The sequence below is a fragment of the Streptomyces sp. NPDC004051 genome, from assembly GCF_053604275.1.
Genome location: NZ_JBSGHG010000001.1, coordinates 396,899 through 420,331, shown reverse-complemented (window position 1 = coordinate 420,331; position 23,433 = coordinate 396,899). Strand labels below are relative to the sequence as shown.

19 protein-coding genes are annotated in these 23,433 nt (G+C 72.9%); 9 read left to right on the top strand and 10 right to left on the bottom strand.

Going from position 1 to position 23,433, the window contains the following annotated elements:
- Window positions 1-86: 86 nt before the first annotated feature.
- From sucB to ACWEQO_RS01920, 4 genes are all read right to left on the bottom strand, one after another.
- Window positions 87-1,883, bottom strand: coding sequence for a 2-oxoglutarate dehydrogenase, E2 component, dihydrolipoamide succinyltransferase (gene sucB / locus ACWEQO_RS01935; protein ID WP_452977791.1), 1,797 nt, complete (start codon window positions 1,881-1,883; stop codon window positions 87-89).
- A gap of 60 nt (window positions 1,884-1,943) precedes the next feature.
- Window positions 1,944-3,332, bottom strand: coding sequence for a dihydrolipoyl dehydrogenase (gene lpdA, locus ACWEQO_RS01930; protein ID WP_181383414.1), 1,389 nt, complete (start codon window positions 3,330-3,332; stop codon window positions 1,944-1,946).
- A 318-nt stretch (window positions 3,333-3,650) separates the two neighbouring features.
- Window positions 3,651-5,204 carry a leucyl aminopeptidase gene (locus ACWEQO_RS01925; RefSeq protein WP_361448690.1) on the bottom strand — a complete coding sequence of 518 codons (1,554 nt, stop codon included), beginning with the start codon at window positions 5,202-5,204 and terminating at the stop codon, window positions 3,651-3,653.
- A 273-nt stretch (window positions 5,205-5,477) separates the two neighbouring features.
- Window positions 5,478-6,278: an adenosylcobinamide-GDP ribazoletransferase gene (locus tag ACWEQO_RS01920; protein WP_452977787.1), complete on the bottom strand. Its 801-nt coding sequence runs from the start codon at window positions 6,276-6,278 to the stop codon at window positions 5,478-5,480.
- Window positions 6,279-6,338: 60 nt separating this feature from the next.
- Between ACWEQO_RS01920 and ACWEQO_RS01915 the strand changes: the two genes are divergently transcribed.
- On the top strand, window positions 6,339-7,085 hold the full coding sequence (locus ACWEQO_RS01915; RefSeq protein ID WP_452977784.1) for a hypothetical protein: 747 nt from the start codon (window positions 6,339-6,341) through the stop codon (window positions 7,083-7,085).
- A 107-nt stretch (window positions 7,086-7,192) separates the two neighbouring features.
- Here ACWEQO_RS01915 and cobT read toward each other — a convergent pair whose 3' ends face one another.
- Window positions 7,193-8,269 carry a nicotinate-nucleotide--dimethylbenzimidazole phosphoribosyltransferase gene (gene cobT / locus ACWEQO_RS01910; RefSeq protein ID WP_361448699.1) on the bottom strand — a complete coding sequence of 359 codons (1,077 nt, stop codon included), beginning with the start codon at window positions 8,267-8,269 and terminating at the stop codon, window positions 7,193-7,195.
- Between the two features lie 217 nt (window positions 8,270-8,486).
- On the opposite strand from cobT, the gene ACWEQO_RS01905 reads away from it, so the two are divergent.
- Complete coding sequence (locus ACWEQO_RS01905) at window positions 8,487-9,605, top strand: methyltransferase domain-containing protein (protein WP_361448702.1); 1,119 nt, start codon at window positions 8,487-8,489, stop codon at window positions 9,603-9,605.
- Window positions 9,606-9,619: 14 nt separating this feature from the next.
- On the opposite strand, the gene ACWEQO_RS01900 is transcribed toward ACWEQO_RS01905, so the two are convergent.
- The gene (locus tag ACWEQO_RS01900) at window positions 9,620-10,819 is read right to left on the bottom strand and encodes a bifunctional adenosylcobinamide kinase/adenosylcobinamide-phosphate guanylyltransferase (RefSeq protein ID WP_452977781.1); all 1,200 of its coding nucleotides are present in this window, start codon (window positions 10,817-10,819) and stop codon (window positions 9,620-9,622) included.
- A 163-nt stretch (window positions 10,820-10,982) separates the two neighbouring features.
- Here ACWEQO_RS01900 and ACWEQO_RS01895 point away from each other — a divergent pair, with 163 nt between their 5' ends.
- On the top strand, window positions 10,983-11,207 hold the full coding sequence (locus ACWEQO_RS01895) for a hypothetical protein (RefSeq protein WP_109377633.1): 225 nt from the start codon (window positions 10,983-10,985) through the stop codon (window positions 11,205-11,207).
- Between the two features lie 123 nt (window positions 11,208-11,330).
- On the opposite strand, the gene ACWEQO_RS01890 is transcribed toward ACWEQO_RS01895, so the two are convergent.
- Window positions 11,331-12,044: a class I SAM-dependent methyltransferase gene (locus ACWEQO_RS01890; protein WP_361448770.1), complete on the bottom strand. Its 714-nt coding sequence runs from the start codon at window positions 12,042-12,044 to the stop codon at window positions 11,331-11,333.
- A gap of 149 nt (window positions 12,045-12,193) precedes the next feature.
- The gene (locus ACWEQO_RS01885) at window positions 12,194-12,880 is read right to left on the bottom strand and encodes a DUF3043 domain-containing protein (protein ID WP_361462148.1); all 687 of its coding nucleotides are present in this window, start codon (window positions 12,878-12,880) and stop codon (window positions 12,194-12,196) included.
- A gap of 206 nt (window positions 12,881-13,086) precedes the next feature.
- Between ACWEQO_RS01885 and ACWEQO_RS01880 the strand changes: the two genes are divergently transcribed.
- The 5 genes from ACWEQO_RS01880 to ACWEQO_RS01860 all read left to right on the top strand — a co-directional run bounded on the left by ACWEQO_RS01880 (window position 13,087) and on the right by ACWEQO_RS01860 (window position 19,580).
- Entirely contained in the window at window positions 13,087-13,881 is a 795-nt protein-coding gene (locus ACWEQO_RS01880) for a PspA/IM30 family protein (RefSeq protein ID WP_361462142.1), read from the top strand.
- A 58-nt stretch (window positions 13,882-13,939) separates the two neighbouring features.
- On the top strand, window positions 13,940-14,221 hold the full coding sequence (gene pspAA / locus ACWEQO_RS01875) for a PspA-associated protein PspAA (protein WP_361462140.1): 282 nt from the start codon (window positions 13,940-13,942) through the stop codon (window positions 14,219-14,221).
- Between the two features lie 130 nt (window positions 14,222-14,351).
- Window positions 14,352-15,575, top strand: a complete 1,224-nt coding sequence (locus tag ACWEQO_RS01870) for a sensor histidine kinase (RefSeq protein ID WP_452977776.1) — start codon at window positions 14,352-14,354, stop codon at window positions 15,573-15,575.
- 25 nt (window positions 15,576-15,600) lie between these two features.
- Window positions 15,601-16,287: a response regulator gene (locus tag ACWEQO_RS01865; protein WP_452977773.1), complete on the top strand. Its 687-nt coding sequence runs from the start codon at window positions 15,601-15,603 to the stop codon at window positions 16,285-16,287.
- 176 nt (window positions 16,288-16,463) lie between these two features.
- The gene (locus ACWEQO_RS01860; protein WP_452977770.1) at window positions 16,464-19,580 is read left to right on the top strand and encodes an efflux RND transporter permease subunit; all 3,117 of its coding nucleotides are present in this window, start codon (window positions 16,464-16,466) and stop codon (window positions 19,578-19,580) included.
- 289 nt (window positions 19,581-19,869) lie between these two features.
- Here ACWEQO_RS01860 and ACWEQO_RS01855 read toward each other — a convergent pair whose 3' ends face one another.
- Together ACWEQO_RS01855 and nadA are read right to left on the bottom strand one after the other, a co-directional pair.
- The gene (locus tag ACWEQO_RS01855) at window positions 19,870-21,240 is read right to left on the bottom strand and encodes an MFS transporter (RefSeq protein ID WP_452977767.1); all 1,371 of its coding nucleotides are present in this window, start codon (window positions 21,238-21,240) and stop codon (window positions 19,870-19,872) included.
- A 225-nt stretch (window positions 21,241-21,465) separates the two neighbouring features.
- Window positions 21,466-22,650, bottom strand: a complete 1,185-nt coding sequence (nadA, locus tag ACWEQO_RS01850; protein WP_452977764.1) for a quinolinate synthase NadA — start codon at window positions 22,648-22,650, stop codon at window positions 21,466-21,468.
- Between the two features lie 372 nt (window positions 22,651-23,022).
- On the opposite strand from nadA, the gene ACWEQO_RS01845 reads away from it, so the two are divergent.
- Window positions 23,023-23,379, top strand: a complete 357-nt coding sequence (locus ACWEQO_RS01845) for a HesB/IscA family protein (RefSeq protein ID WP_109377461.1) — start codon at window positions 23,023-23,025, stop codon at window positions 23,377-23,379.
- Window positions 23,380-23,433: the final 54 nt, after the last annotated feature.

Below are 23,433 nucleotides of genomic sequence, written 5' to 3'. Positions count from 1 at the left end.
CACGCCGTGCTCACGACGGTGCCCCCGCCCGGGAGCCTGGGAAGCTCCGGACGGGGGCACCGGTGACCGGGATCAGCGGCCGTGGATCACAGGCCGAGCTCGACCTCGAACTCGCCCGCCTCCAGGGTCGCCTTGACCGAGTTCAGGTAACGGGCCGCGTCGGCGCCGTCCACCAGGCGGTGGTCGTAGGAGAGGGTCAGGTAGGTCATGTCGCGGACGCCGATGACCGTGCCCTCCTCCGTCTCGATGACGGCCGGACGCTTGACCGTGGCACCGATGCCGAGGATCGCGACCTGGCCCGGAGGCACGATGATCGTGTCGAACAGCGCGCCGCGCGAACCGGTGTTGCTGATCGTGAAGGTCCCGCCGGACAGCTCGTCCGGGGTGATCTTGCCGGCCCGGACCTTGCCCGCCAGCTCGGCCGTGGCCTTGGAGATACCGGCGATGTTGAGGTCACCGGCGTTCTTGATGACCGGGGTCATCAGGCCCTTCTCGGAGTCCACCGCGATACCGATGTGCTCGGTGTCGAAGTAGGTGATGGTCCCCTCGGCCTCGTTGATCCGGGCGTTGACGGCCGGGTGGGCCTTCAGCGCCTGGGCGGCGGCCTTGACGAAGAACGGCATCGGGGAGAGCTTGACGCCCTCACGGGCCGCGAACGCGTCCTTGGCCCGCGCCCGCAGCTTCATCAGCCGGGTGACGTCGACCTCGACGACCGAGGACAGCTGCGCCTGCTCACGCAGCGCCTTGACCATGTTGTCGCCGATGACCTTGCGGATCCGCGGCATCTTCACGGTCTGACCGCGCAGCGGCGAGGCCTCGAGGACCGGGGCCCGCTTCGCCGCGGCCGGAGCGGCGGCCGGAGCCGCGGCGGGGGCTGCCTTCGCGGCCTCGGCGGCGGCGACGACGTCCTGCTTGCGGATACGGCCACCGACGCCGGTGCCCTTGACGGCGGCCAGGTCGACGCCGTGCTCGGCGGCGAGCTTGCGCACCAGCGGGGTCACGTAGGCGCCCTCGTCGGTCGGCCGGGCGGCGGCCGGAACGGCAGCCGGAGCCGGAGCGGCCTGCGGGGCGGGGGCCGGAGCGGCGGCCGGAGCCGGAGCGGCCTGCGGGGCGGGCGCCGGGGCCGGGGTCGGCGTGGGAGCCGGAGCCGGGGCGGCCGGAGCGGGAGCCGGGGCGGCCTGCTGCGGGGCCGGGGCGGGCTCGGGCTGCGCCGGGGCGGGGGCCGGGGCCGCCGGGGCCGGGGCGGCCGCCGGGGCGGCACCCGGAGCGCCGATGACGGCGAGCTTCGCGCCCACCTCGGCGGTCTCGTCCTCGCCGACCGTGATCTCCAGCAGCACACCGGCGGTGGGCGCCGGGATCTCGGTGTCGACCTTGTCGGTGGAGACCTCGAGCAGCGGCTCGTCGGCCTCGACGCTCTCGCCGACCGACTTCAGCCAGCGGGTGACGGTGCCCTCGGTGACGGACTCGCCGAGCGCGGGCAGGACCACGTCCGTGCCCTCGGCGGAGCCGCCGCCGGCGGCGGCCTCGGCGGTGGGAGCGGGCGCCGGGGCGGCCTGCTCGGTGGAGGGGGCCGCGGCGGCCGGCTCGGGAGCCGGGGCGGCGGGCTGCTCGGCGGCCGGGGCCGGAGCCTCGGCCGGGACACCGCTGCCGTCGTCGATCAGGGCCAGCTCGGCACCGACCTCGACGGTCTCGTCCTCGGCGACCTTGATGGAGGACAGCACGCCGGAGGCCGGAGCGGGGATCTCGGTGTCGACCTTGTCGGTGGAGACCTCGAGCAGCGGCTCGTCGGCCTCGACGCGCTCGCCCTCGGCCTTCAGCCAGCGGGTGACAGTGCCCTCGGTGACGCTCTCACCGAGCGCCGGAAGGGTTACGGAAACCGCCATGGTTTCGGTTGCTCCTTAGAAGTGCGGAAGTCTGTGTCGTCGTGCCCGTGACCGAAGGCGTCAGTCGTGGGAGTGGAGGGGCTTGCCCGCGAGGGCCAGGTGGGCCTCGCCGAGCGCCTCGTTCTGCGTCGGGTGGGCGTGGATCAGCTGCGCGACCTCGGCCGGCAGCGCCTCCCAGTTGTAGATCAGCTGGGCTTCGCCGACCTGCTCGCCCATACGGTCACCGACCATGTGGACGCCGACCACGGCGCCGTCCTTGACCTGGACGAGCTTGATCTCGCCGGCCGTCTTGAGGATCTTGCTCTTGCCGTTGCCCGCCAGGTTGTACTTCAGGGCGACGACCTTGTCCGCACCGTAGATCTCCTTGGCCTTGGCCTCGGTGATGCCGACGGAGGCGACCTCCGGGTGGCAGTACGTCACCCGCGGCACGCCGTCGTAGTCGACCGGGACGGCCTTCAGACCGGCCAGCCGCTCCGCCACCAGGATGCCCTCGGCGAAGCCGACGTGCGCCAGCTGGAGCGTCGGGACGAGGTCGCCGACGGCGGAGATCGTCGGGACGTTGGTGCGCATGTACTCGTCGACGAGGACGTAGCCGCGGTCCATGGCGACCCCGGCCTCCTCGTAGCCCAGGCCCTGCGAGACCGGGCCGCGGCCGATGGCGACGAGGAGGACCTCGGCCTCGAACTCCTTGCCGTCGGCGAGGGTGACCTTGACGCCGTCCTGGGTGTACTCGGCCTTCTGGAAGAAGGTGCCCAGGTTGAACTTGATGCCCCGCTTGCGGAAGGCGCGCTCCAGCAGCTTCGAGCTGTTCTCGTCCTCGACCGGGACGAGGTGCTTGAGGCCCTCGACGATCGTGACGTCGGTGCCGAAGGACTTCCACACGGAGGCGAACTCGACGCCGATGACGCCGCCGCCCAGCACGATCGCGGACTTCGGCACGCGGTCCAGGACGAGGGCGTGGTCCGAGGAGATGATCCGGTTGCCGTCGATCTCCAGGCCCGGCAGCGACTTCGGCACGGAACCGGTCGCCAGCAGGACGTGGCGGCCCTGGATCCGCTGACCGTTCACATCGACGGAGGTCGGCGACGACAGCCGGCCCTCACCCTCGATGTAGGTCACCTTGCGCGAGGCGATCAGACCCTGCAGGCCCTTGTACAGGCCCGAGATCACGTCGTCCTTGTACTTGTTGACGGCGGCCATGTCGATGCCCTCGAAGGTGGCCTTCACGCCGAACTGCTCGCTCTCGCGGGCCTGGTCGGCGATCTCGCCCGCGTGCAGCAGGGCCTTGGTGGGGATGCAGCCGTTGTGCAGGCAGGTACCGCCGACCTTGTCCTTCTCGATCAGGGCGACGTCCAGGCCCAGCTGCGCCCCGCGCAGCGCCGCGGCGTAACCACCGCTGCCACCGCCGAGGATCACTAGGTCGAAAACAGTGCTGGCGTCGTTCGCCACGTCACGTCCTCCATGCATGTGCGCCACGCCGGTCTCCAGTGACCGGTCGGCGGCTGGTGTGCGGCCGCTCTTGCCTTCGGCCCTTCGGTGGGGCCCTGTCCTGCCGAGCCCTATCCTCGCACTTGTCCGCACCGAACGAGACGTGGGGCAGGGGTGTGACGCGTCCCACGTCCGAACGTCCGCCCGTCACGCGCGCGAGGACTTCCGGGCCCGCGTGCCCCGGCACACGCGCCGGAACCCGCGGCGGATCCGCGGGACGGGCCGGCCGGCGGGGCCCCGTCCTACCCGCGTACGGGGCCCCGCCGGCGACCGGTCGGCTCAGCCCAGGTCGCCGGCCGCGGTCTGCTCCGCGAGGCGGACCAGCGTCCGTACCGCCGAACCGGTACCGCCCTTGGGCGTGTACCCGAAGGGGCTGCCCTCGTTGAAGGCCGGACCGGCGATGTCGAGGTGGGCCCAGGTGATGCCCTCGCCGACGAACTCGCGCAGGAAGAGCCCGGCGACGAGCCCACCGCCCATCCGCTCGCCCATGTTCGCGATGTCGGCGGTGGCCGAATCCATGCCCTTGCGCAGGTGCTCCGGCAGCGGCATCGGCCAGGCGGGCTCGCCGACCTCCTCGGCGGCCTCGTGCACCGCCGTGCGGAAGGCGTCGTCGTTGGCCATGATGCCGAAGGTGCGGTTGCCCAGCGCCAGCATCATCGCGCCGGTCAGGGTCGCGACGTCCACGATCGCGTCCGGCTTCTCCTCCGAGGCGGCCCACAGCGCGTCGGCGAGGACGAGGCGGCCCTCGGCGTCGGTGTTGAGCACCTCCACCGTCTTGCCGCTGTACATGCGCAGCACGTCACCCGGGCGGGTGGCGGAACCGGAGGGCATGTTCTCGGCCAGGGCCAGCCAGCCGGTGATGTTGACCTCGAGACCGAGGCGGGCGGCGGCGACGACCGCGGCGAACACGGCGGCGGCACCGCTCATGTCGCACTTCATCGTCTCGTTGTGCCCGGCCGGCTTCAGCGAGATGCCGCCCGAGTCGTAGGTGATGCCCTTGCCGACGAAGGCGAGGTGCTTCTTCGCCTTGGCGGAGGTGTACGACAGCTTCACCAGCCGCGGGCCCGACGCCGAGCCGGCGCCGACGCCGAGGATGCCGCCGTGACCGCCCTTGGCCAGCGCCTTCTCGTCGAGCACCTGCACCTTGATGCCGTGCTCCTTGGCCGCGGCCTGGGCGACGGCGGCGAACGCCTCGGGGTCGAGGTCGTTGGGCGGGGTGTTGATCAGGTCGCGGGCGCGGTTGAGCTCCTCGGACACCGTGACGGCACGCTCCACGGCCGCCTTGTACGCCTTGTCGCGGGACTTGTCGCAGAGCAGCACGGCCTCGGCGAGGGGCGCCTTCGCGTCCTTCTTGTCCTTGCCGCCCTCGCCCTTGTTCTTGTGGGCGTTCTTGTAGGCGTCGAAGGAGTAGGCACCGAGCAGCACGCCCTCGGCGACCGCGCCGGCGTCGGCCGCGTCGGTCAGGGGGAGGGCGAACGCGGCCTTCTTGGACCCGGTGAGGGCGCGGGCGGCCACACCGGCCGCCTTGCGCAGTGCCTCGGGGTCGGGCGCGGAGTCCTTCTCGGGCTGGGTGCCCAGACCCACCGCGACCAGGAGCGGCGTCTTGAAGCCGGCCGGCGCGGGGAGCTTCGTCACCTCACCCTCGGCGCCGGACGCGCCGAGGGTCTCCAGGATGCCGGTGAGCCTGCCGTCGTAAGCCTTGTCCACGGCTTCGGCGCCCGGTGCGACGACCGGACCCCCGGCCCCGGACGCGGTGCCCTTGGCGACACCGATCACGATCGCGTCGGCCTTCAGACCGGGGATCGCGGAGGTGCTGAGAGTGAGAGCAGTCACGGTGGTGAATTCTCGCTTCCGATGTGAAGTTGCTGTGGCCGAAAAGCGTGGGTCGACCGGGCCCGGCGCCGACCCTAACGACGACCTGGCGGTACGGTCTCGGCGGGGCCTGCCCCGGTACGGCGCACACTGCGGACGAGCCTACGCGCGTCTGCGCGTGCGCTCCCTCGCGCGGTCTTCACCGTCCGGCGACGTGACGGACACCTTCCGGGCCCCGCCGGCCTGGAGGACGACCTCGTCCGGGCCCCGCGCCTGCCGAGGTGACGGCACGGGTCAGCCCAGTACCGCGACGACGAGCGCGGTCGTCGCCGCGGTCTCCGCGAGCGAGCCGAACACGTCGCCGGTGACCCCGCCGAAGCGGCGGACGCAGTGCCGCAGGAGCAACTCCGCGGCCGCGACGGACAGCAGCACCGCAAGGACGGCATGGACGGCACGGACGGCACCGCCCGCCCCGAGCAGGGCGCCCCCGGCGGCCGCCGCCCCGGCCACCGCGAGGGCGGCGCCCACCGCACCCGCCGGCGGGACGGCCCCGGCGACGGCGGCCCCCAGCCCCCCGGGCCGGGCGGGCGGCACCCCGGCGCGGGCGGCGAGGGTGAGGACGAGCCGGGCCGTGACCGCCGCGACCACGGCGGCGAGCGCGCCCCGGGCCCAGGAGTCGCCGTACGCCTGGGCCAGCGCGGCCACCTGCGCCAACAGCACGAGAACGAGGGTGAGCACGCCGAACGGCCCGATGTCCGACTGCTTCATGATCCGCAGCGCGTCCTCGGCCGGCTTCCCGCTGCCGAGCCCGTCCGCGACGTCGGCGAGCCCGTCGAGATGCAGCCCGCGGGTGAGCGCGGCGGGCACGGCGACGGTGGCGACGGCGGCGAGCGGCGCGCCCGCCCCGAGGGACAGCAGCAGCAGTCCGCAGGCTGCGGCCACGGCGCCGACCGCCAGCCCGGCCAGCGGGGCGCACAGCATGCCGCCGCGTGCGGCAGGGCGATCCCAGCGGGTCACCTCGACGGGGAACACGGTGAGGGTGCCGAAGGCGAAGCGGAGGCCGTCGGCCAGGGAGATCGGGGAGGGCGCGGACACCGGCGCAGATTACCCGGCGGTCGGCAGGGCGCCCCCGACGGCCGTGGATAAAGTGCGCTTATGGGACATTGGTTGCAGCGGAACATCGTCGAACCGGGCAAGCTGCCGCTGCTCCTCGCCCTCACCGCCTTCGTCCTCACCTTCGTGATCACCCGGGGCGTCACCCGGCTGATCCGGGCCGGCAAGGGCCCCTTCGGCAACGTCGAGGCGGGCGGTGTGCACATCCACCACGTCGTGCCCGGAGTGATCCTCACCGTCGTCGGCGGCTTCGGCGCGGTGGCGAGCGGCCGGCACGGCCTCGGTGCGGCGATCGGCGCGGTCGTCTTCGGCATCGGCGCCGGCCTGGTCCTGGACGAGTTCGCGCTGATCCTGCACCTCCAGGACGTCTACTGGACCGAGGCCGGCCGCCAGAGCGTCGAGGTGGTCGTCATCACCGCCGCCCTGGTCGGACTGCTGCTGGCCGGGTTCTCGCCGTTCGGCGTCGACGACGTCACCCAGGACGAACTCCAGGACCGCGCGAGCGTCGTCCTGAACGTGGCGCTCAACTTCCTCTTCTCCCTGATCGCCCTGAGCAAGGGCAAGGCCAGGATCGCCGTCTTCGGTGTGATCGTGCCCGTCGTCGCCCTGGTCGGTTCGCTGCGCCTGGCCCGTCCCGGCTCCCCGTGGGCCAGGCGCTTCTACCGGCGCCGGCACCGCGCCCGGGCCAAGGCCCTCCTGCGGGCCTACCGCCACGACCGCCGCTGGTCCGGCCCCCGGCGGGCCTTCGAGGACTGGCTCGGCGGCAAACCGGACCCACCCCGTCCCTGAGAGGGGCGCGGGGAACTGCGCGAACGGGGGCCCGGGGGCTCCGCCCCCGGGGACGGGAAGGGAAGGGAAGGGGCGGCGGGGGCGAGAAAAAGGTCAGGCGCCCCCGGTCACTCCGACTCCTCCGACTTCTCCGGCCCCTCCGGCCTCTCCGGAAGCTCCGCCGCCAGCGCCGCAGCCGCCTGCACCAGAGGAAGGGCCAGCAGGCCACCCGTGCCCTCGCCCACGGTCACCCCGTGGGAGAGGAGCGGCTCCAGCGCCATCCGGTCCAGCGCCTTCGCCTGCCCCGGCTCTCCGCTGTCGTGCGCGGCCAGCCACCAGTCCGGCGCCCGGAACGCGATCCGCTGCCCCACCAGCGCGCACGCCGCCGTCACCACACCGTCGAGCACGACCGGCATCTTCCGCACGGCGGCCTGCAGCAGGAAGCCCGTCATCGCGGTGAGATCGGCCCCGCCCACCGTCGCCAGCAGCTGCAACTGGTCGCCGAGCACGGGCCGGGCCCGCCGCAGCGCGTCGCGGATCGCCGCGCACTTGCGCATCCAGGCCAGGTCGTCGATGGCCACCCCGCCGCGCCCGGTGACCACGGACGCGTCCGTTCCGCACAGCGCGCCCACCAGCACGCCCGCCGCCGTGGTGCCGCCCACGCTCACATCGCCGAGCACCACCAGGTCCGTACCGGAGTCGGCCTCCTCGTCGGCCACCGCGACCCCGGCCCGGAACGCCGCCTCGGCCTCCTCGAGGGTCAGCGCGTCCTCGACGTCCACGCGTCCGCTCCCGCGCCGCACCCTGTGCCGTACGACGTCCTCGGGCAGGGTCTTCGGATCGCAGTCCAGGGACATGTCGACCACCCGCACCGGCACCCCGAGCCGCCGGGCCAGCACGGAGACCGGACGGCCGCCCTCCAGCACCTCGCGCACCAGCTCCCCGGCGCTGCCCGCCGCCCGCGCCGAGACGCCCAGTTCGGCGATCCCGTGGTCACCGGCGAAGAGGACGACCCGCGGCCGTTCGACCGGCCGCACCGGCACCGCGGACTGCGCGGCGGCCAGCCACTCGCCCAGTTCGTCCAGGCGGCCCAGCGACCCGGGCGGTACGACCCGGCGCTCGCGGTGCGCTTCCGCGTCACGGCGCACCCCGCCGTCCGGGCGCTCGATCAGATCGGTGAAGTCGTCGAGATTAAGCGAGCTCATTCGCCGAACAGTACCGGCCCTGATCGAACGCCACGGAGCCCCACGTCCCGTCGTCGACCTCCCGCCCGCCGGACGACGCCACCCCGACGTCGTTACGCCTCGGACGGCCATCCGATCCGTAACGTTTTGCCGTGGAATGTCATCCGCACGTGCCGGCGTTCCGTCCGCCCGCCCCTGAGTCCCTCCGCCCGCCCGTCCGACCCACCGGGAGCCGCCCATGTCCGTGCCCGACGCGCCCCTCGCCTCCCCGTCGGCCGCCGTGCCCGGCGCCGGCGCCGTTGCCGTACCCGCCCAGCAGGCCTCCGCGCGGGTGCACGAGCCGCGCCGCGCCGACTGCCCCTGGTGCGGCTCGGCACGGCTGCGCAACCGGCTGCGCACCGGCGACCTGCGGCGCCACCGGCCGGGCCGGTTCACCGTCGACGCCTGCCGGGACTGCGGGCACACCTTCCAGAACCCCCGCCTCACCGCGGAGGGCCTCGCCTTCCACCGGCGGGTGCTGCGCGGAGCCCCCCGGGACGCCGTCACCGACGCCGTCCTCGCGCTGCGCGACGCCCCGCGCCGCCGCCGCGCCACGGCCCGCACGATGCTGCGCTTCGGCGAACCGGAGAGCTGGCTGGACGTCGGCACCGGCCACGCCCGCTTCCCGGAGACCGCGCGGGAGTTCTTCCCGTACACCGCGTTCGACGGCACCGACCTCACCCCGCGCGTCGAGCGCGCCCGCGCCCTCGGCCGGGTCGAGGAGGCCCACATCGGCCCGCTGACCTCCGCACGGCTGCGGGCCAGGGTGGCGGGCCGCTACGACGTGGTCAGCATGCTGCACCACCTGGAACACACCACCGACCCGAGGGCGGAACTCCACGCCGCCCTCGACGCCCTGCGCCCCGGCGGCCATCTGCTCGTCGAGACCCTGGACCCCCGCAGCGCGTTCGCCGCCCTGTTCGGCCGGTGGTGGCTCTCCTACGACCAGCCCCGCCGGCTGCACCTGCTCCCGCCGCGCAACCTCCGCGCCGAACTGGAGCGGCTCGGCTGCGAGATCGTCACCACCCGGCCCAGGATCCCGTTCGGATCAGGCCCCGGGCACCGCGCGGTGCACGTTCCGTACGACCTGGCCGGTGCCACCGCGCTGGCCCTCTCCCACGCCCTGCCCGCCCCGGACGCCCCCTGGCGCGCCATCCCGCCGACCCCGTTCCAGCGGCATGCGCGCACCGTCCTGCTGCGCGCGGGCACCCCGGTGGTGGTCGCCGCGGCGCTCACGGACCTCGCCCTGGCCCCGCTGCTGCGGCACACCCCGTTCGCCAACGCGTACCGGATCATCGCGCGAAAGCCGAGGGGCTGACCCGGCCCGCCCGCTCACCCCTTCAGCACCAGCGCCTGTCCCGCCACCACCAGCAGCACCTGCTCGCACTCCTGCGCGAACGCCGCGTTCAGCCGCCCGAGTTCGTCCCGGTAACGGCGGCCGGAGGCGGTGGCGGGCACGATGCCCGAGCCCACCTCGTTGGAGACCGCGACCACGGTCCGCCGGGTCGCGCGCACCGCGTCCGTCAGCTCACGCACCCGTTCCCGGAGCGCCCGTTCGCCGCCGTCGGCCCACTGGGCGTCGTCCCACGCCCCGACGGCGTCCATGGCATCCGTCAGCCACAACGACAGGCAGTCCACCAGCAGCGGCGGCCCGTCGTCCTCCAGCAGCGGCACCAGGTCGCAGGTCTCGACGGTCCGCCACGACCCGGGCCGCCGCTCCTGATGGGCCGACACCCGGGCCGCCCACTCGGTGTCCCCGTTGCGGGACCCGCCGGTCGCCACGTACAGCACCTCCGGGAGCGTCTCCAGCCGGCGCTCGGCCTCCACCGACTTGCCCGACCGGGCCCCTCCCAGCACCAGCGTCCGCCGCGGCAGATCGGGCACGTCCTCGTAGGCGCCCACCTCCAGCGTGGTCCCGTCCGGCACGGCGCGCGCCCCGGCCGCCGCGAGCCGACGGCGCACCTCCGCGCCGGGCGGCACGTCGTGGTCCAGGTGCACGGCGACGACATCCGTCGTCGGCCCGACCGCGCCCACCGCCCGCAACCGCGCCAGCGCGTCCGGGCGCCCCACGACGTCCAGCAGCACCATGGCGTACGGTTCGGCCGGCTCCTCCAGACCGGCCGGCGCCGCGCCCGGCGGCAGGTACAGCAGCCGCTGCCCGTCCGGGCCGGTCACCGCGTACCCGGTGCCCGGCGAGTCCAGCGCCACCGCCCGCACCCGGTGGCCCGTCAGCAGCGCCAGCTCCCGCCCGTCCGGCACCCGGCCGGGCTGCGGCAGACCGGCCGGCACCTCGACTGCGGGCCCGTCGTGCGGATGGGAGAGCAGCACCTGGCGCACGCCGCCGAGCGAGTGCCCCGCGCGGGCCGCCGCGAACGCCACGCCCGGCATGAGGTCGAGCAGCAGCGAGCCGTCCACCAGCAGCGCGGTCGCCGCGCGCGCGTGCGGGCCGGCGGCGGAGGCGCAGGCGGCGCAGGGGCAGTCGGGGCGGGGCAGTCCCGCCGGGGTACCGGTACCGAGCAGAGTGAGTTCCACGGACCCGATTTTCACCCGTCCCCACGGCTCCTGCGCGCCCGACCGGGCAGCCACCCCGCATGATCCACCGCACAGACCCCATGTCCTGGCCTAGTCTCTTGCAAGGAGCCGGACCAAGATCCGGCTCCTGTTGTGCAGTGTGCTGACACCCACGGAGGCGTACATGGCGGCATGGACGTGGCGGTTCGAGAAGGCCGACGGGACGCAGGTCGAGCCCGCGGTGCAGCCGGAGGAGTTCACCACGCAGGGGGACGCCGAGTCCTGGATCGGGGAGAACTGGAAGGCCCTGCTGGAGGGCGGCGCCGACCAGGTGCGGCTGCTGGAGGACACCACGGAGATCTACGGGCCGATGAGTCTCCACGCGGACCAGGCGAGCACCGAGGCCTGAGGTCCGAAACCTGAGGTCCGAAACCTGAGGTCCGAAACCTGAGGCCCGGGAGCTGAGTTCACGGGCGAGGGCTCCGGCCCTCGCCCCCTCCGGGTCCGGCTGTGTCTGTCGCGTCTGTCCGCGTCAGCCCCGTACGCCGCACAGGTGCAGCAGCGACGCCACCCCGCGGTAGGGGTCCGTCCGCCCGGCCCGCTCCTCGACCTCCAGGAGGGTCTCCAGGTCGTCCGGGACGCCGGGGGCGCGCGTGTCGTCCGTCGCCGTGTCCGTGAAGACCCGCACGCCGTACCAGGTGTGCAGCGGCGCCCCGAGCCCGGCGAGCGTCGCCGTCAGCTTCTGCAGCCGGTCGGCCCGTATCTCGAGCCCCGACTCCTCGTCCACGTGGCAGGTCGCGTCGAACGCGGCCAGCGCGCCGGCCCAGTCGCCGCGCAGGCCGGACCGCATCGCGGGCGCGTCACCGTTGCGCACCAGCAGCGACAGCAGTCCGCGCGGGGCGAGCATCCGGGCCAGCCCCGCCACCAGCGGGTCCGGCTCCGCCACGTGCATGAGCACGCCGTGGCAGAGCACCACGTCGAAGCTGCCCGGCAGGAAGTGCACACCGGTGTCCCGGCCGTCGCCCTCGACGATCTCCATCCGCTCCCGGATGCCCTCCGGCTCCCGGGCGAGCGCCGCACGCGCGGCGGCGAGCAGCTCGGCGTCCCGTTCGAGACCGGTCACCGAGTGACCGGCCCGCGCCAGCCGCAGCGCCTGCGAGCCCCGGCCCATGCCGACGTCGAGCACGCGCAGCCGCCGCCCGACCGGGAACCGCCCCACTATCTGCTCGTCCAGCTGGCGGGCCACCAGCTCCAGCCGTACGACCTCCCGCACACCGTCCGGCCCGTCCGGCCCGCCGGTCCCGACCGGCGAGGCCGGTGCGGGCACCACGGGTCGTTCCGGGCTCACCACCGGGCCCGCCGAGGGCGGTCGGCCCTCGGCGAACGGCAGGGTGCTCAGGGCTGCTCTCCGCGCTTGACCTGGGGCTTGGGCAGCCGCAGCCGGCGCATCTGGAGCGAACGCATCAGGGCGTAGGCGACGGCGCCGCGCCGGTTGTCGGTGGGGAAGCGCTCGGCCAGCCGCTTCTTCAGCCGGAAGCCGGTCACGATGGAGTCGAGCACGATCGTCACGATCACGAGCAGCCACAGCAGCAGCGCGATGTTCTGCAGCTGGGGGACCCGGACCATGCTCAGCACCAGGATGACCACGGCCATCGGGAGGAAGTACTCCGCGATGTGGAACCGCGAGTCGACGAAGTCGCGCGCGAAACGGCGCACCGGGCCCTTGTCACGGGCGGGCAGGTAACGCTCGTCGCCACTGGCCAGCGCCTGGCGCTGACGCTCCATCGCGGCTCGGCGCTCGTCTCGCTGCCGCTTGGCGGCCTCCTTGCGCGTCATCGACGTGTTGGCCACGCTGCGACGCTGGGTCTGGGCCACGCTGCGCTTGGGCGTGGGACGGCCCTTGGGGGCCTCCGGGTGGCGGGTCTGCTTGGAGTCGGTCACCGCCGCCTTGTCGGCGTGGGCCTTCTCTTCCTTGGCACGGCTACGGAACACAGAACCCAAGGGTACGGGGTCCGCGGGGTTGGACCCCGGTTCCGGGGGGAACGATCCGGCAACACCAGTCGTCTGTAGAAGGACAGACAGGGGACGTTGCGCACGACTTGGGGTGTGTTGTCCCGTCCGCCCCGGGGTTCACCTACTCCTTGGGCCGGATCGGGCGGCCGCTCAGTCGTCCTTGGGGATGAGCGCATCCGTCCCCGAACAGTGCGGTAATGGATGCAGGGCCCGTACTGTGGGTTCTGTCGCAGAGCTGTGAGCCGGAGTCCGTCAGAAGGGGGCGCGCGAAGCCCATGAGCGGTGTCATGAAGCGTATGGGGATGATCTTCCGCGCGAAGGCGAACAAGGCCCTTGACCGGGCCGAGGATCCGCGCGAGACCCTCGATTACTCGTACCAGAAGCAGTTGGAGCTGCTCCAGAAGGTCCGGCGCGGTGTCGCCGACGTGGCGACCAGCCGCAAGCGCCTGGAGCTCCAGCTCAACCAGCTCCAGTCCCAGTCGGGCAAGTTGGAGGACCAGGGGCGCAAGGCGCTCGCGCTGGGCCGGGAGGACCTGGCCCGTGAGGCGCTCTCCCGCCGCGCCGCCCTCCAGCAGCAGGTGACCGATCTGGAGACGCAGCACGCGACGCTCCAGGGCGAGGAGGAGAAGCTGACCCTCGCGGCCCAGCGGCTCCAGGCCAAGGTCGACGCCTTCCGCACCAAGAAGGAGACCATCAAGGCCACGTACACGGCGGCCCAGGCGCAGACCCGGATCGGCGAGGCCTTCACCGGCATCTCCGAGGAGATGGGCGACGTCGGGCTGGCGATCCAGCGCGCCGAGGACAAGACCGCCCAGCTCCAGGCGCGGGCCGGCGCCATCGACGAACTGCTCGCCTCCGGCGCCCTGGACGACCCGTCCGGCACGCACAAGGACGACATCCAGGCCGAGCTGGACCGGCTCTCGGGCGGTACGGACGTGGAACTGGAGCTGCAGCGTATGAAGGCCGAGCTGGCGGGAGGCCCCTCCGCCGGGCAGCAGGCCATCGAGGGCGGCGAGCAGTCCCAGGACCGGCAGCAGCCGCAGGACACCCCGCGGTTCGACAAGCAGTGACCGCCGCACGGGAAGCCGTGCCGACGACCGAGGTCCTCGCCGGACCCAGGAGGCCGACATGATCGTACGGATCATGGGGGAGGGGCAGGTGGCTCTGGCCGAGAGCCACCTCGCCGAGTTGAACAAACTGGACGAGGAACTCCTCACCGAGATGGAGAGCGGCGACGGCCCGGGTTTCCGCCGTACCCTCACCGCCCTGCTCTCCAGGGTCCACGAGCTCGGCGAACCGCTGCCGGACGACGCGCTGGAACCCTCCGACCTCATCCTGCCCTCCCCGGACGCCACCATCGAGGAGGTCCGGGAGCTGCTCAGCGAGGACGGACTGATCCCGGGCCCGTGAACCGCGGGCCCGTGGGGAGACCCGGCCCCGCCGGGTCCCTCACGGGCGGTCCACGACCGGTCCGCGCACCGGACGTCACGGCGGCACCGGGCGGCACGGCGGTGCCGCGGACGCCGTACGGTGAACGGTCGTGAGCACCCTCCAGCGCGCCCGGTGCCGGCTGCGCGCCCATCCCTTGGCCCTGGACGCCGCCCTGGCCGCGGGCGTCCTGGTGTGCATGGTGGCGGGGTCCTTCGTGGACCCGCACGGCCCGCACGGCGTCACCTGGGAACTGCGCACCCCCGACCCGCTCAGCCTGGCCCTCATGGCCCTCGGCGCCGCCGCGCTGGTCCTCCGGCGCCGGGCGCCCCGCGCGGTCCTCGCCCTCACCGGCGCCGTCTCCGTGGCCGAGTCCGTCACCGGCGACCCCCGCGCCCCGGTCGCCATGTGCGTGGTCGTCGCGCTCTACACCGTCGCCTCCACCACCGAGCGCCCCACCACCTGGCGGGTCGGCCTGCTCACCATGACCGTCCTCACCGGCGCCGCCATGATCGCCGGCCCGCTGCCGTGGTACGCCCAGGAGAACCTGGGGCTCCTCGCCTGGACCGGGATCGGCGCCACCGCCGGGGACGCCGTCCGCAGCCACCGCGCCTTCGTCCAGGCCATCCGGGAACGCGCCGAGCGGGCCGAACGCACCCGTGAGGAGGAGGCCCGCCGCCGGGTCGCCGAGGAACGCCTGCGCATCGCCCGCGACCTGCACGACGTGGTCGCCCACCACATCGCCCTGGTCAACGTCCAGGCCGGGGTCGCCGCCCACGTCATGGACAGGCGGCCGGACCAGGCCAAGGAGGCCCTCGGCCACGTACGGGAGGCCAGCCGCTCGGCGCTGGAGGAACTGCGCGCCACCGTCGGCCTGCTGCGTCAGTCCGACGACCCCGAGGCGCCCACCGAGCCCACCTCCGGCCTGGACCGCCTCGACGAACTCGCCGGTACCTTCCGCAGCGCCGGACTGAGAGTCCTGGTCGCCCGGGAGGACCAGGGCCCCGCGCTGCCCGCCGCAGTCGACCTGGCCGCCTACCGGGTCATCCAGGAGGCCCTCACCAACGTCCAGAAGCACGCGGGCAGCGAGGCGAAGGCTGAGGTCAGCGTCGTCAGGGTGGGTCCCCGCATCGAGATCACCGTCCTCGACGACGGCGCCGGCGACGGCGGGCAGGGCGCCGGCCACGGCGGCGGGCACGGCCTGCTCGGCATGCGGGAGCGCGTCACCGCCCTGCGCGGCACCCTCACCACCGGCCCCCGCTTCGGCGGCGGGTTCCGCGTCCATGCGATCCTGCCCCTCGAGCCCGGCACGTCCACAGCCCAGGGCGGCCCGTGACCAGCGCCCCCGGGGGAGAGCCCGTATGACGATCCGAGTCCTGCTCGCCGACGACCAGGCGCTGCTGCGCAGCGCCTTCCGCGTCCTCGTCGACTCCGAGCCGGACATGGAGGTGGTGGGCGAGGCGTCCGACGGCGCCGAGGCGGTCCGCCTCGCCCGTGAGCGGCGTGCCGACGTCGTCCTCATGGACATCCGGATGCCCGGCACCGACGGCCTCGCGGCCACCCGGCTGATCAGTGCCGACCCCGAGCTCGACGGGGTCCGCGTGGTCATACTGACGACCTTCGAGGTCGACGACTACGTGGTGCGGTCGCTGCGGGCCGGCGCCTCCGGCTTCCTCGGCAAGGGCTCCGAGCCCGAGGAGCTGCTGAACGCCATCCGGATCGCCGCCGAGGGGGAGGCACTGCTGTCCCCGGCCGCCACCAAGAGCCTGATCGCCCGCTTCCTCGCCCAGGGAGGCACCGCCGAGGACGCCGACCGCGACCCGGCCCGCGCGCAGCGGCTCGACTCGCTGACCGGACGGGAGCGCGAGGTGCTGGTCCTGGTCGCCGGCGGCCACTCGAACGACGAGATCGCCGAACGCCTGGAGGTCAGCCCGCTGACCGTGAAGACCCACGTCAACCGGGCCATGGCCAAGCTCGGCGCCCGCGACCGGGCCCAGCTGGTGGTGACCGCCTACGAGTCGGGGCTGGTCCGCCCGAGGGTGGAGTGAACGCCACCGCGCGTACTGCGGGGGGAGTAGCCGCCGCCCGAGGAACAGGACCTCGGGCCTACGGATCGGCCCTCCCCGATGCCCCAGTGTGGAGAACGGACGCCCCTCCGCGCCCGCCTCTCCCCCCAGGTACGTCCCGTACCCCTGACCGTCCACAGAAGAGAGACCTGTAACCCATGTCCTGGCTGGCCAGATTCAGCCTCGCGCAACGGGCGCTGATCGGACTGATGTCGATCATCGCGCTCGTGTTCGGGGCGATCGCGATACCTCAGCTCAAGCAGCAGCTGCTGCCCACCATCGAACTGCCCATGGTCTCCGTGATCGCCCCGTACCAGGGCGCGTCCCCCGACGTGGTGGAGAAGCAGGTCGTCGAGCCCATCGAGGCCAACCTGGAGGCCGTCGACGGCATCTCCGGCGTCACCTCGAAGGCCGGCGAGGGCAACGCCGTGATCATGGCGTCCTTCGACTTCGGCAACGACACCGATCAGCTCGTCGCCGACGTCCAGCAGGCCGTCAACCGGGCCCGCGCGATGCTGCCCGACTCCGTGGACCCGCAGGTCGTCGCCGGTTCCACCGACGACATCCCGGCCGTGGTCCTCGCCGTCACCTCCGACAAGGACCAGCAGGCCCTCGCCGACCAGCTCGACCGGACCGTGGTGCCCGCGCTGAAGGACATCGACGGCGTCGGCCAGGTCATGGTGGACGGCGTGCGGGAGCTCCAGGTCACCGTCACCCCCGACGACGCGAAGCTGGCCAAGGCCGGTCTCACGCCCCAGGCGCTGGCCCAGGCCCTGCAGGCGGGCGGCGTGACCGTCCCGGCCGGCTCCTTCGACGAGGACGGCGCCAACCGCACCGTCCAGGTGGGCGGCGGCTACACCTCGATCCAGCAGATCGAGGACCTGAGGGTCGCCGGCGGGCCCGGCGAGGGCAAGCCGGTCCGCCTCGGTTCGGTGGCCGCCGTGGAGCAGCGGGAGGCCACGGCCACCTCCCTCACCCGCACCAACGGCAGCCCCAGCCTCGCCGTGGTGGTCACCATGGACCACGACGGCAGCGCGGTCACCATCTCGAACGCCGTCGCCGACCTGCTGCCCGACCTGCGAGAGGACCTCGGCTCGGGCGCCGAGCTCACCGTCGTCAGCGACCAGGGCCCGGCGGTCTCCCAGGCCATCGCGGGCCTGACCACCGAGGGCGCGCTCGGTCTGGTCTTCGCGGTCCTGGTGATCCTGGTCTTCCTCGCGTCGATCCGCTCGACGCTGGTCACGGCGGTCTCCATCCCGCTGTCCGTGGTCCTCGCCCTGATCGTGCTGTGGACGCGCGACCTGTCGCTGAACATGCTGACCCTGGGCGCGCTGACCATCGCGATCGGCCGGGTCGTGGACGACTCCATCGTCGTCCTGGAGAACATCAAGCGGCACCTCGGCTACGGCGAGGAACGCCACGAGGCGATCATGAAGGCGGTGCGCGAGGTGGCCGGCGCGGTGACCTCCGCGACCCTCACCACCGTCGCCGTCTTCCTGCCGATCGGCCTGGTCGGCGGCATGGTGGGCGAGCTGTTCGGCTCCTTCAGCCTCACCGTCACCGCCGCGCTGCTGGCGTCCCTGCTGGTGTCGCTGACGGTCGTCCCCGTCCTGTCGTACTGGTTCCTGCGGCCCCCCAAGGGCACCCCCGAGGACGCCGAGGAGGCCCGTCGGCTGGCCGAGGAGAAGGAGGCGAAGAGCCGCCTCCAGCGCGGCTACATCTCCGTGCTGCGCTTCGCCACCCGGCGCAGGCTGGCCAGCCTGGCCATCGCGGTCGTCGTCCTGATCGCCACGTTCGCCATGACGCCGCTGCTCAAGACCAACTTCTTCGACCAGGGCGAGCAGAAGGTCCTCACCCTCCGTCAGGAGCTGGAGCCGGGCACCAGCCTCGCGGCGACCGACGCCCAGGCCGAGAAGGTCGAGAAGCTGCTCGGCGAGACCGAGGGCGTCAAGGACCACCAGGTCACCATCGGCTCGTCCGGCTTCATGGCGGCCTTCGGCGGCGGTACGGACGCCAACCAGGCGACGTACCAGGTGATGCTGGAGGACTCCGCCTCCCATGAGGAGGTGCGGGCCGACCTCGAGAAGGGTCTCGCCGACCTCGACGGCATCGGCACCACCACCGTCGCGGCCGGCGACGGCTTCGGCAACCAGAACCTGAGCGTCGTCGTCAAGGCGGCCGACCCGAAGGTGCTGCGCGAGGCGGCCGACCAGGTGCAGAAGGCCGTGGCCTCCCTGGACGACGTCACCGACGTCACCAGCGACCTGTCGCAGAGCGTGCCGCGCATCTCGGTCAAGGCCAACTCCCGTGCCGCCGCAGCCGGGTTCGACGACCAGACGCTCGGCGCGGCCGTCGCCCAGGCGGTACGGGGCACCCCGGCCGCCAAGGTGGTGCTGGACGACACCGAGCGGGACGTCGTCATCCGCTCGGAGCGGTCGGCCACCACCCTGGCCGAGCTGAAGAAGCTGCCGCTCGGCCCGGTGAAGCTGGGTGACATCGCCACCGTCGAGCTGGTGGACGGCCCGGTCTCCATGACCCGGATCGACGGCCAGCGCTCGGCCACCGTCACCGCCCGGCCGACCGGCGACAACACCGGCGCGGTCAGCGCGGAACTCCAGACCGAGATCAACGCGCTGAAGCTCCCGGCGGGCGCGACGGCCGAGATCGGCGGCGTGACCGCCGACCAGGACGAGGCCTTCGGCAACCTGCTCCTGGCGATGCTGGCCGCGATCGCGATCGTCTTCATGCTGCTGGTCGGCACCTTCCGGTCGCTCGCCCAGCCGCTGATCCTGCTGGTCTCCATCCCGTTCGCGGCGACCGGCGCGCTCGGCCTGCTGCTCGTCACCGGCACCCCGATGGGCGTCCCGGCGATGATCGGCATGCTGATGCTGATCGGCATCGTGGTGACCAACGCGATCGTGCTGATCGACCTGATCAACCAGTACCGCGACCGCGGCCACGGCATCGTCGAGGCCGTGATCGAGGGCGGCCGTCACCGGCTCCGCCCGATCCTGATGACGGCCCTGGCGACGATCTTCGCCCTGCTCCCGATGGCGCTCGGCGTCACCGGCGAGGGCGGCTTCATCGCCCAGCCGCTCGCCGTGGTGGTCATCGGCGGCCTGGTCACGTCGACCCTGCTCACCCTGCTCCTGGTCCCGACCCTCTACGCCATGCTGGAACTCCGCAAGGAGCGCCGTGCGAAGAAGCGGGCGGCGAAGAAGGGCGTGCCCGCGCAGCCGGAGACCTCGGAGGAGCCGGAACCGGCCCAGGTCTGACACCCCGTCCGCACACCGAGGGGGCGCCCCGTGAAGCCGTCACGGGGCGCCCCTCCCGTTGTCCGGGCACGGACGACCCGCACGGCCGACTCTCCTGCCAGGCCGACGCGTTGGAGGCCGACCCGCTCGACCCGCTCGACCCGCTCGACCCGCTCGACCCGGCCGGGACGGTCCTGGCCCGTGCCAGGGCCGCTGCTCGTCGACGGGCGCGCGGGGGAACGGGAGTCGCGCTGCGCGGGGACACGCCTCGCCGGAGCCCGCACGGACGCACTCCGGATCGCGGCAGCCGTCAGGCGTTGAGCTCCTCGAGCGTCCTGCCCTTGGTTTCCACCGCGAAGCAGGCGACGACCGCGCCCACCGCGGCGACGCCCGCCAGTTGGACGAAGACGACGTCGAGGCCGGCTCCGGAGGCGATGATCGCGCCGACCGTGATCGGGCCGAGGATCACACCGAGGCGGTTCCACACACCACCGAACGCGGCGCCCTTGGCGCGGTTGCGCGTCGGGTACAGCTCCGGCGCGTAGAGGTAGAGCGAGGCGTTGATGACGAAGACGAAGAAGGTGGTGCAGGAGGCGAAGAGCGCGACCCGGCCGCCGGAGGTGGCGCCGGCCACGGCGAGCGCGGCCAGCGTGGCCGTGGTGCCGAGCAGTGCGGTGAGCAGCAGCGGCTTGCGGCCGATGCGGTCGACCACCAGCGCGGCGATCACCGTGCCCAGCAGGCCGGTGGCGTTGCTGACCAGGGAGTAGGTCAGCGCGGTGGTGAGGTCCAGCCCGAACTGCCCGGTGTAGAGCGACGGCAGCCAGGTGATGATGCCGTGGTTCACGTAGTAGGCCGCGAACCACAGGGTCGACAGGATGACGGTACGACGCAGATAGCGGCCCTGGAAGATCTCGCGCAGGCGGCCGCGGGACTCCTCGGCCGGGATGTCCGGGGAGGGCTGGGGCAGCGGCCCCTCGACCGAGGCCTGGACCTCGGCCTCGATCTTGGCGATGACCTCCTCGGCCTCCTCCAGGCGTCCCTGGGAGGCCAGCCAGCGGGGCGACTCGGGCACCTTGCGGACCAGGAGCAGCGCCAGCAGCACCGGAAGGCCGCCGATCAGGAACATCGCCTGCCAGCCGAGGTGGGGGACGACCCAGACGGCGGTCAGGGAGGCCGCCGAGAGCCCGGCGGGGAAGATCAACTCGTAGAGCAGCACCAGCTTGCCGCGGTTGTCGGAGCGGGCGATCTCGTTGATGTAGGTGGCGGCGATGGGCACCACGCCGCCGATGCCGATGCCCTGGACGAAGCGGAAGCCGGCGAACATCTCGATACCGGACGAGCAGGCCACCAGGATGCTGGCGAGGCCGGTGATCAGCACGCCGAGGGCGACGGTGCGCACCCGGCCGATCCGGTCGCCGAGCCAGCCCGCGCCGAACGCGCCGAACAGCATGCCGACCGAGGCGGCGGTGACGGCGAAGGTCGCCTGACCGGTGGAGAGGTTCCACTGCCCGGTCAGGACGGGCAGCGCGGAGGCGGCGAGCAGGAGGTCGAACCCCTCGAAGAAGGTGACGGCGCCGATCAGGAAGCGGACCTTGACGTGCCACCGCGAGTGCGGCAGCCGTTCGAGCCTCGCGGCGACGGAGCCCAGGCCCAGGCCTTCTTCTGTGGCCACGGTCGACATGGGGATCCTTCCGCGCGCGGTGCGGGAGCCGGCGGAGTCGCCGCGCCCCCCGGGGCGTTGCCAAGCGGTCGACAATCTAGCGCTCGGCCGCGATGCGTCAGCAGGTTTCGGCCGCATCGGCGGAAAGGCCCCGAAGGTACCGGGCAGGGGTCCGAGACGGGTGTCCTGCGGGGGATCTTCGGGGCCTTCGCGTGGGGGAGTTCCTCGTGCCGGGGAACGGTCCGGTTACGGCAGGGCCAGCATGCGTTCCAGGGCCAGCTTGGCGTACTCCTCGGTCTCCTTGTCGACCTCGATGCGGTTGACCAGGTTGCCCTCGGCGAGGGACTCCAGGGCCCAGACCAGGTGGGGGAGGTCGATGCGGTTCATGGTGGAGCAGAAGCAGACCGTCTTGTCGAGGAAGACGACCTCCTTGCCCTCGGGGGCGAAACGGTTCGCCAGGCGGCGGACCAGGTTCAGCTCCGTGCCGATGGCCCACTTGGAGCCGGCCGGGGCCGCCTCCAGCGCCTTGATGATGTACTCGGTCGACCCGACGTAATCCGCCGCGGCCACGACCTCGTGCCGGCACTCGGGGTGGACCAGGACGTTGACGCCCGGGATGCGCTCGCGCACGTCGTTGACCGAGTCCAGGCTGAAGCGGCCGTGCACCGAGCAGTGGCCCCGCCACAGGATCATCTTCGCGGCCCGCAGCTCGTCCGCCGTCAGCCCGCCGTTCGGCTTGTGCGGGTTGTAGACGACGCAGTCCTCCAGGGACATCCCCATGTCCCGCACCGCGGTGTTGCGGCCGAGGTGCTGGTCCGGGAGGAAGAGGACCTGCTCCCCCTGCTCGAAGGCCCAGTCGAGGGCGCGCTTGGCGTTGGAGGAGGTGCAGATGGTGCCGCCGTGCCTGCCGGTGAAGGCCTTGATGTCGGCGGAGGAGTTCATGTACGAGACGGGTACGACCCGGTCGGCTATGCCGGCCTCGGTCAGCACGTCCCAGCACTCCGCGACCTGCTCGGCGGTGGCCATGTCCGCCATGGAGCAGCCGGCCGCGAGGTCCGGCAGGACGACCTTCTGGTCGTCACCGGTGAGGATGTCGGCGGACTCGGCCATGAAGTGCACGCCGCAGAACACGATGTACTCGGCCTGCGGGCGCGCGGCGGCCTCCCGCGCCAGCTTGAACGAGTCGCCCGTGACGTCGGCGAACTGGATGACCTCGTCGCGCTGGTAGTGGTGGCCGAGCACGAAGACCTTGTCGCCGAGCTTCTCCTTGGCGGCACGGGCGCGTTCCACCAGGTCCGGGTCGGACGGAGAGGGCAGGTCGCCGGGACACTCCACGCCGCGCTCGCTCCTCGGGTCGGCCTCTCGGCCGAGGAGCAGCAGGGCGAGGGGCGTCGGCTGTACGTCGAGCTCCTGGGTCTGGGCGGTGGTCACGACACGCACCCTTTCTGTTCTGCGGCTCGCCGGGCCGTGAGGAACGGCCCGGCGGGACAAGCGGGACACCGGTTCGACGGCTTCTCGTCGAATTGACGCTATCTATCATATCCGGTTCACGTCACTTTGACGACGGCCATCGCGTCCATGTGACGTGAATCCCGGTGCCCCGCTGTTCATTCCCGAAGCCCCGCCGGGAACGATCCGGAACGATTCCGAAGGGCGCCGCACGGACCGTTTTCCGCCCGCCGGGGCGTGTGCGAGCATGAAGGCGGAGCCGAGAGGAAAGAGCTCCCGGCCCGGAATGAATCCGCGGCCCCGCCGGTTGCAACCGTCGGCAAGCAGTCTCCGTACAACCCGGGAGAGATGTAGATGTCCGTATCGGACGAGACCACCACCGCCACCGACGGCATCATCGTGACCGACGCCGCCGCGGCGAAGGTCAAGGCGCTGCTCGACCAGGAAGGCCGTGACGACCTCGCCCTGCGCGTCGCCGTCCAGCCCGGCGGCTGCTCCGGCCTGCGCTACCAGCTCTTCTTCGACGAGCGTTCCCTCGACGGCGACGTGGAGAAGGACTTCGACGGGGTGAAGGTCGTCACCGACCGGATGAGCGCCCCGTACCTGGGCGGCGCCACCATCGACTTCGTCGACACCATCGAGAAGCAGGGCTTCACCATCGACAACCCGAACGCCACCGGCTCCTGCGCCTGCGGCGACTCCTTCAGCTGAGCCGGCCCCTTCCCGTCCGGGCCTCCTCCCGGACGGCACGGCGCGGCGCATGAC

Coding starts and splice junctions, on each gene's coding strand:
- pspAA (WP_361462140.1), top strand. CDS start 13,940: ATGATCGTACGGATCATGGGGGAGGGGCAGGTGGCTCTGGCCGAGAGC.
- ACWEQO_RS01895 (WP_109377633.1), top strand. CDS start 10,983: ATGGCGGCATGGACGTGGCGGTTCGAGAAGGCCGACGGGACGCAGGTC.
- ACWEQO_RS01845 (WP_109377461.1), top strand. CDS start 23,023: ATGTCCGTATCGGACGAGACCACCACCGCCACCGACGGCATCATCGTG.
- sucB (WP_452977791.1), bottom strand. CDS start 1,883: ATGGCGGTTTCCGTAACCCTTCCGGCGCTCGGTGAGAGCGTCACCGAG.
- ACWEQO_RS01865 (WP_452977773.1), top strand. CDS start 15,601: ATGACGATCCGAGTCCTGCTCGCCGACGACCAGGCGCTGCTGCGCAGC.
- ACWEQO_RS01915 (WP_452977784.1), top strand. CDS start 6,339: ATGGGACATTGGTTGCAGCGGAACATCGTCGAACCGGGCAAGCTGCCG.
- cobT (WP_361448699.1), bottom strand. CDS start 8,269: ATGAGCTCGCTTAATCTCGACGACTTCACCGATCTGATCGAGCGCCCG.
- ACWEQO_RS01860 (WP_452977770.1), top strand. CDS start 16,464: ATGTCCTGGCTGGCCAGATTCAGCCTCGCGCAACGGGCGCTGATCGGA.
- ACWEQO_RS01905 (WP_361448702.1), top strand. CDS start 8,487: ATGTCCGTGCCCGACGCGCCCCTCGCCTCCCCGTCGGCCGCCGTGCCC.
- ACWEQO_RS01880 (WP_361462142.1), top strand. CDS start 13,087: ATGAGCGGTGTCATGAAGCGTATGGGGATGATCTTCCGCGCGAAGGCG.
- ACWEQO_RS01855 (WP_452977767.1), bottom strand. CDS start 21,240: ATGTCGACCGTGGCCACAGAAGAAGGCCTGGGCCTGGGCTCCGTCGCC.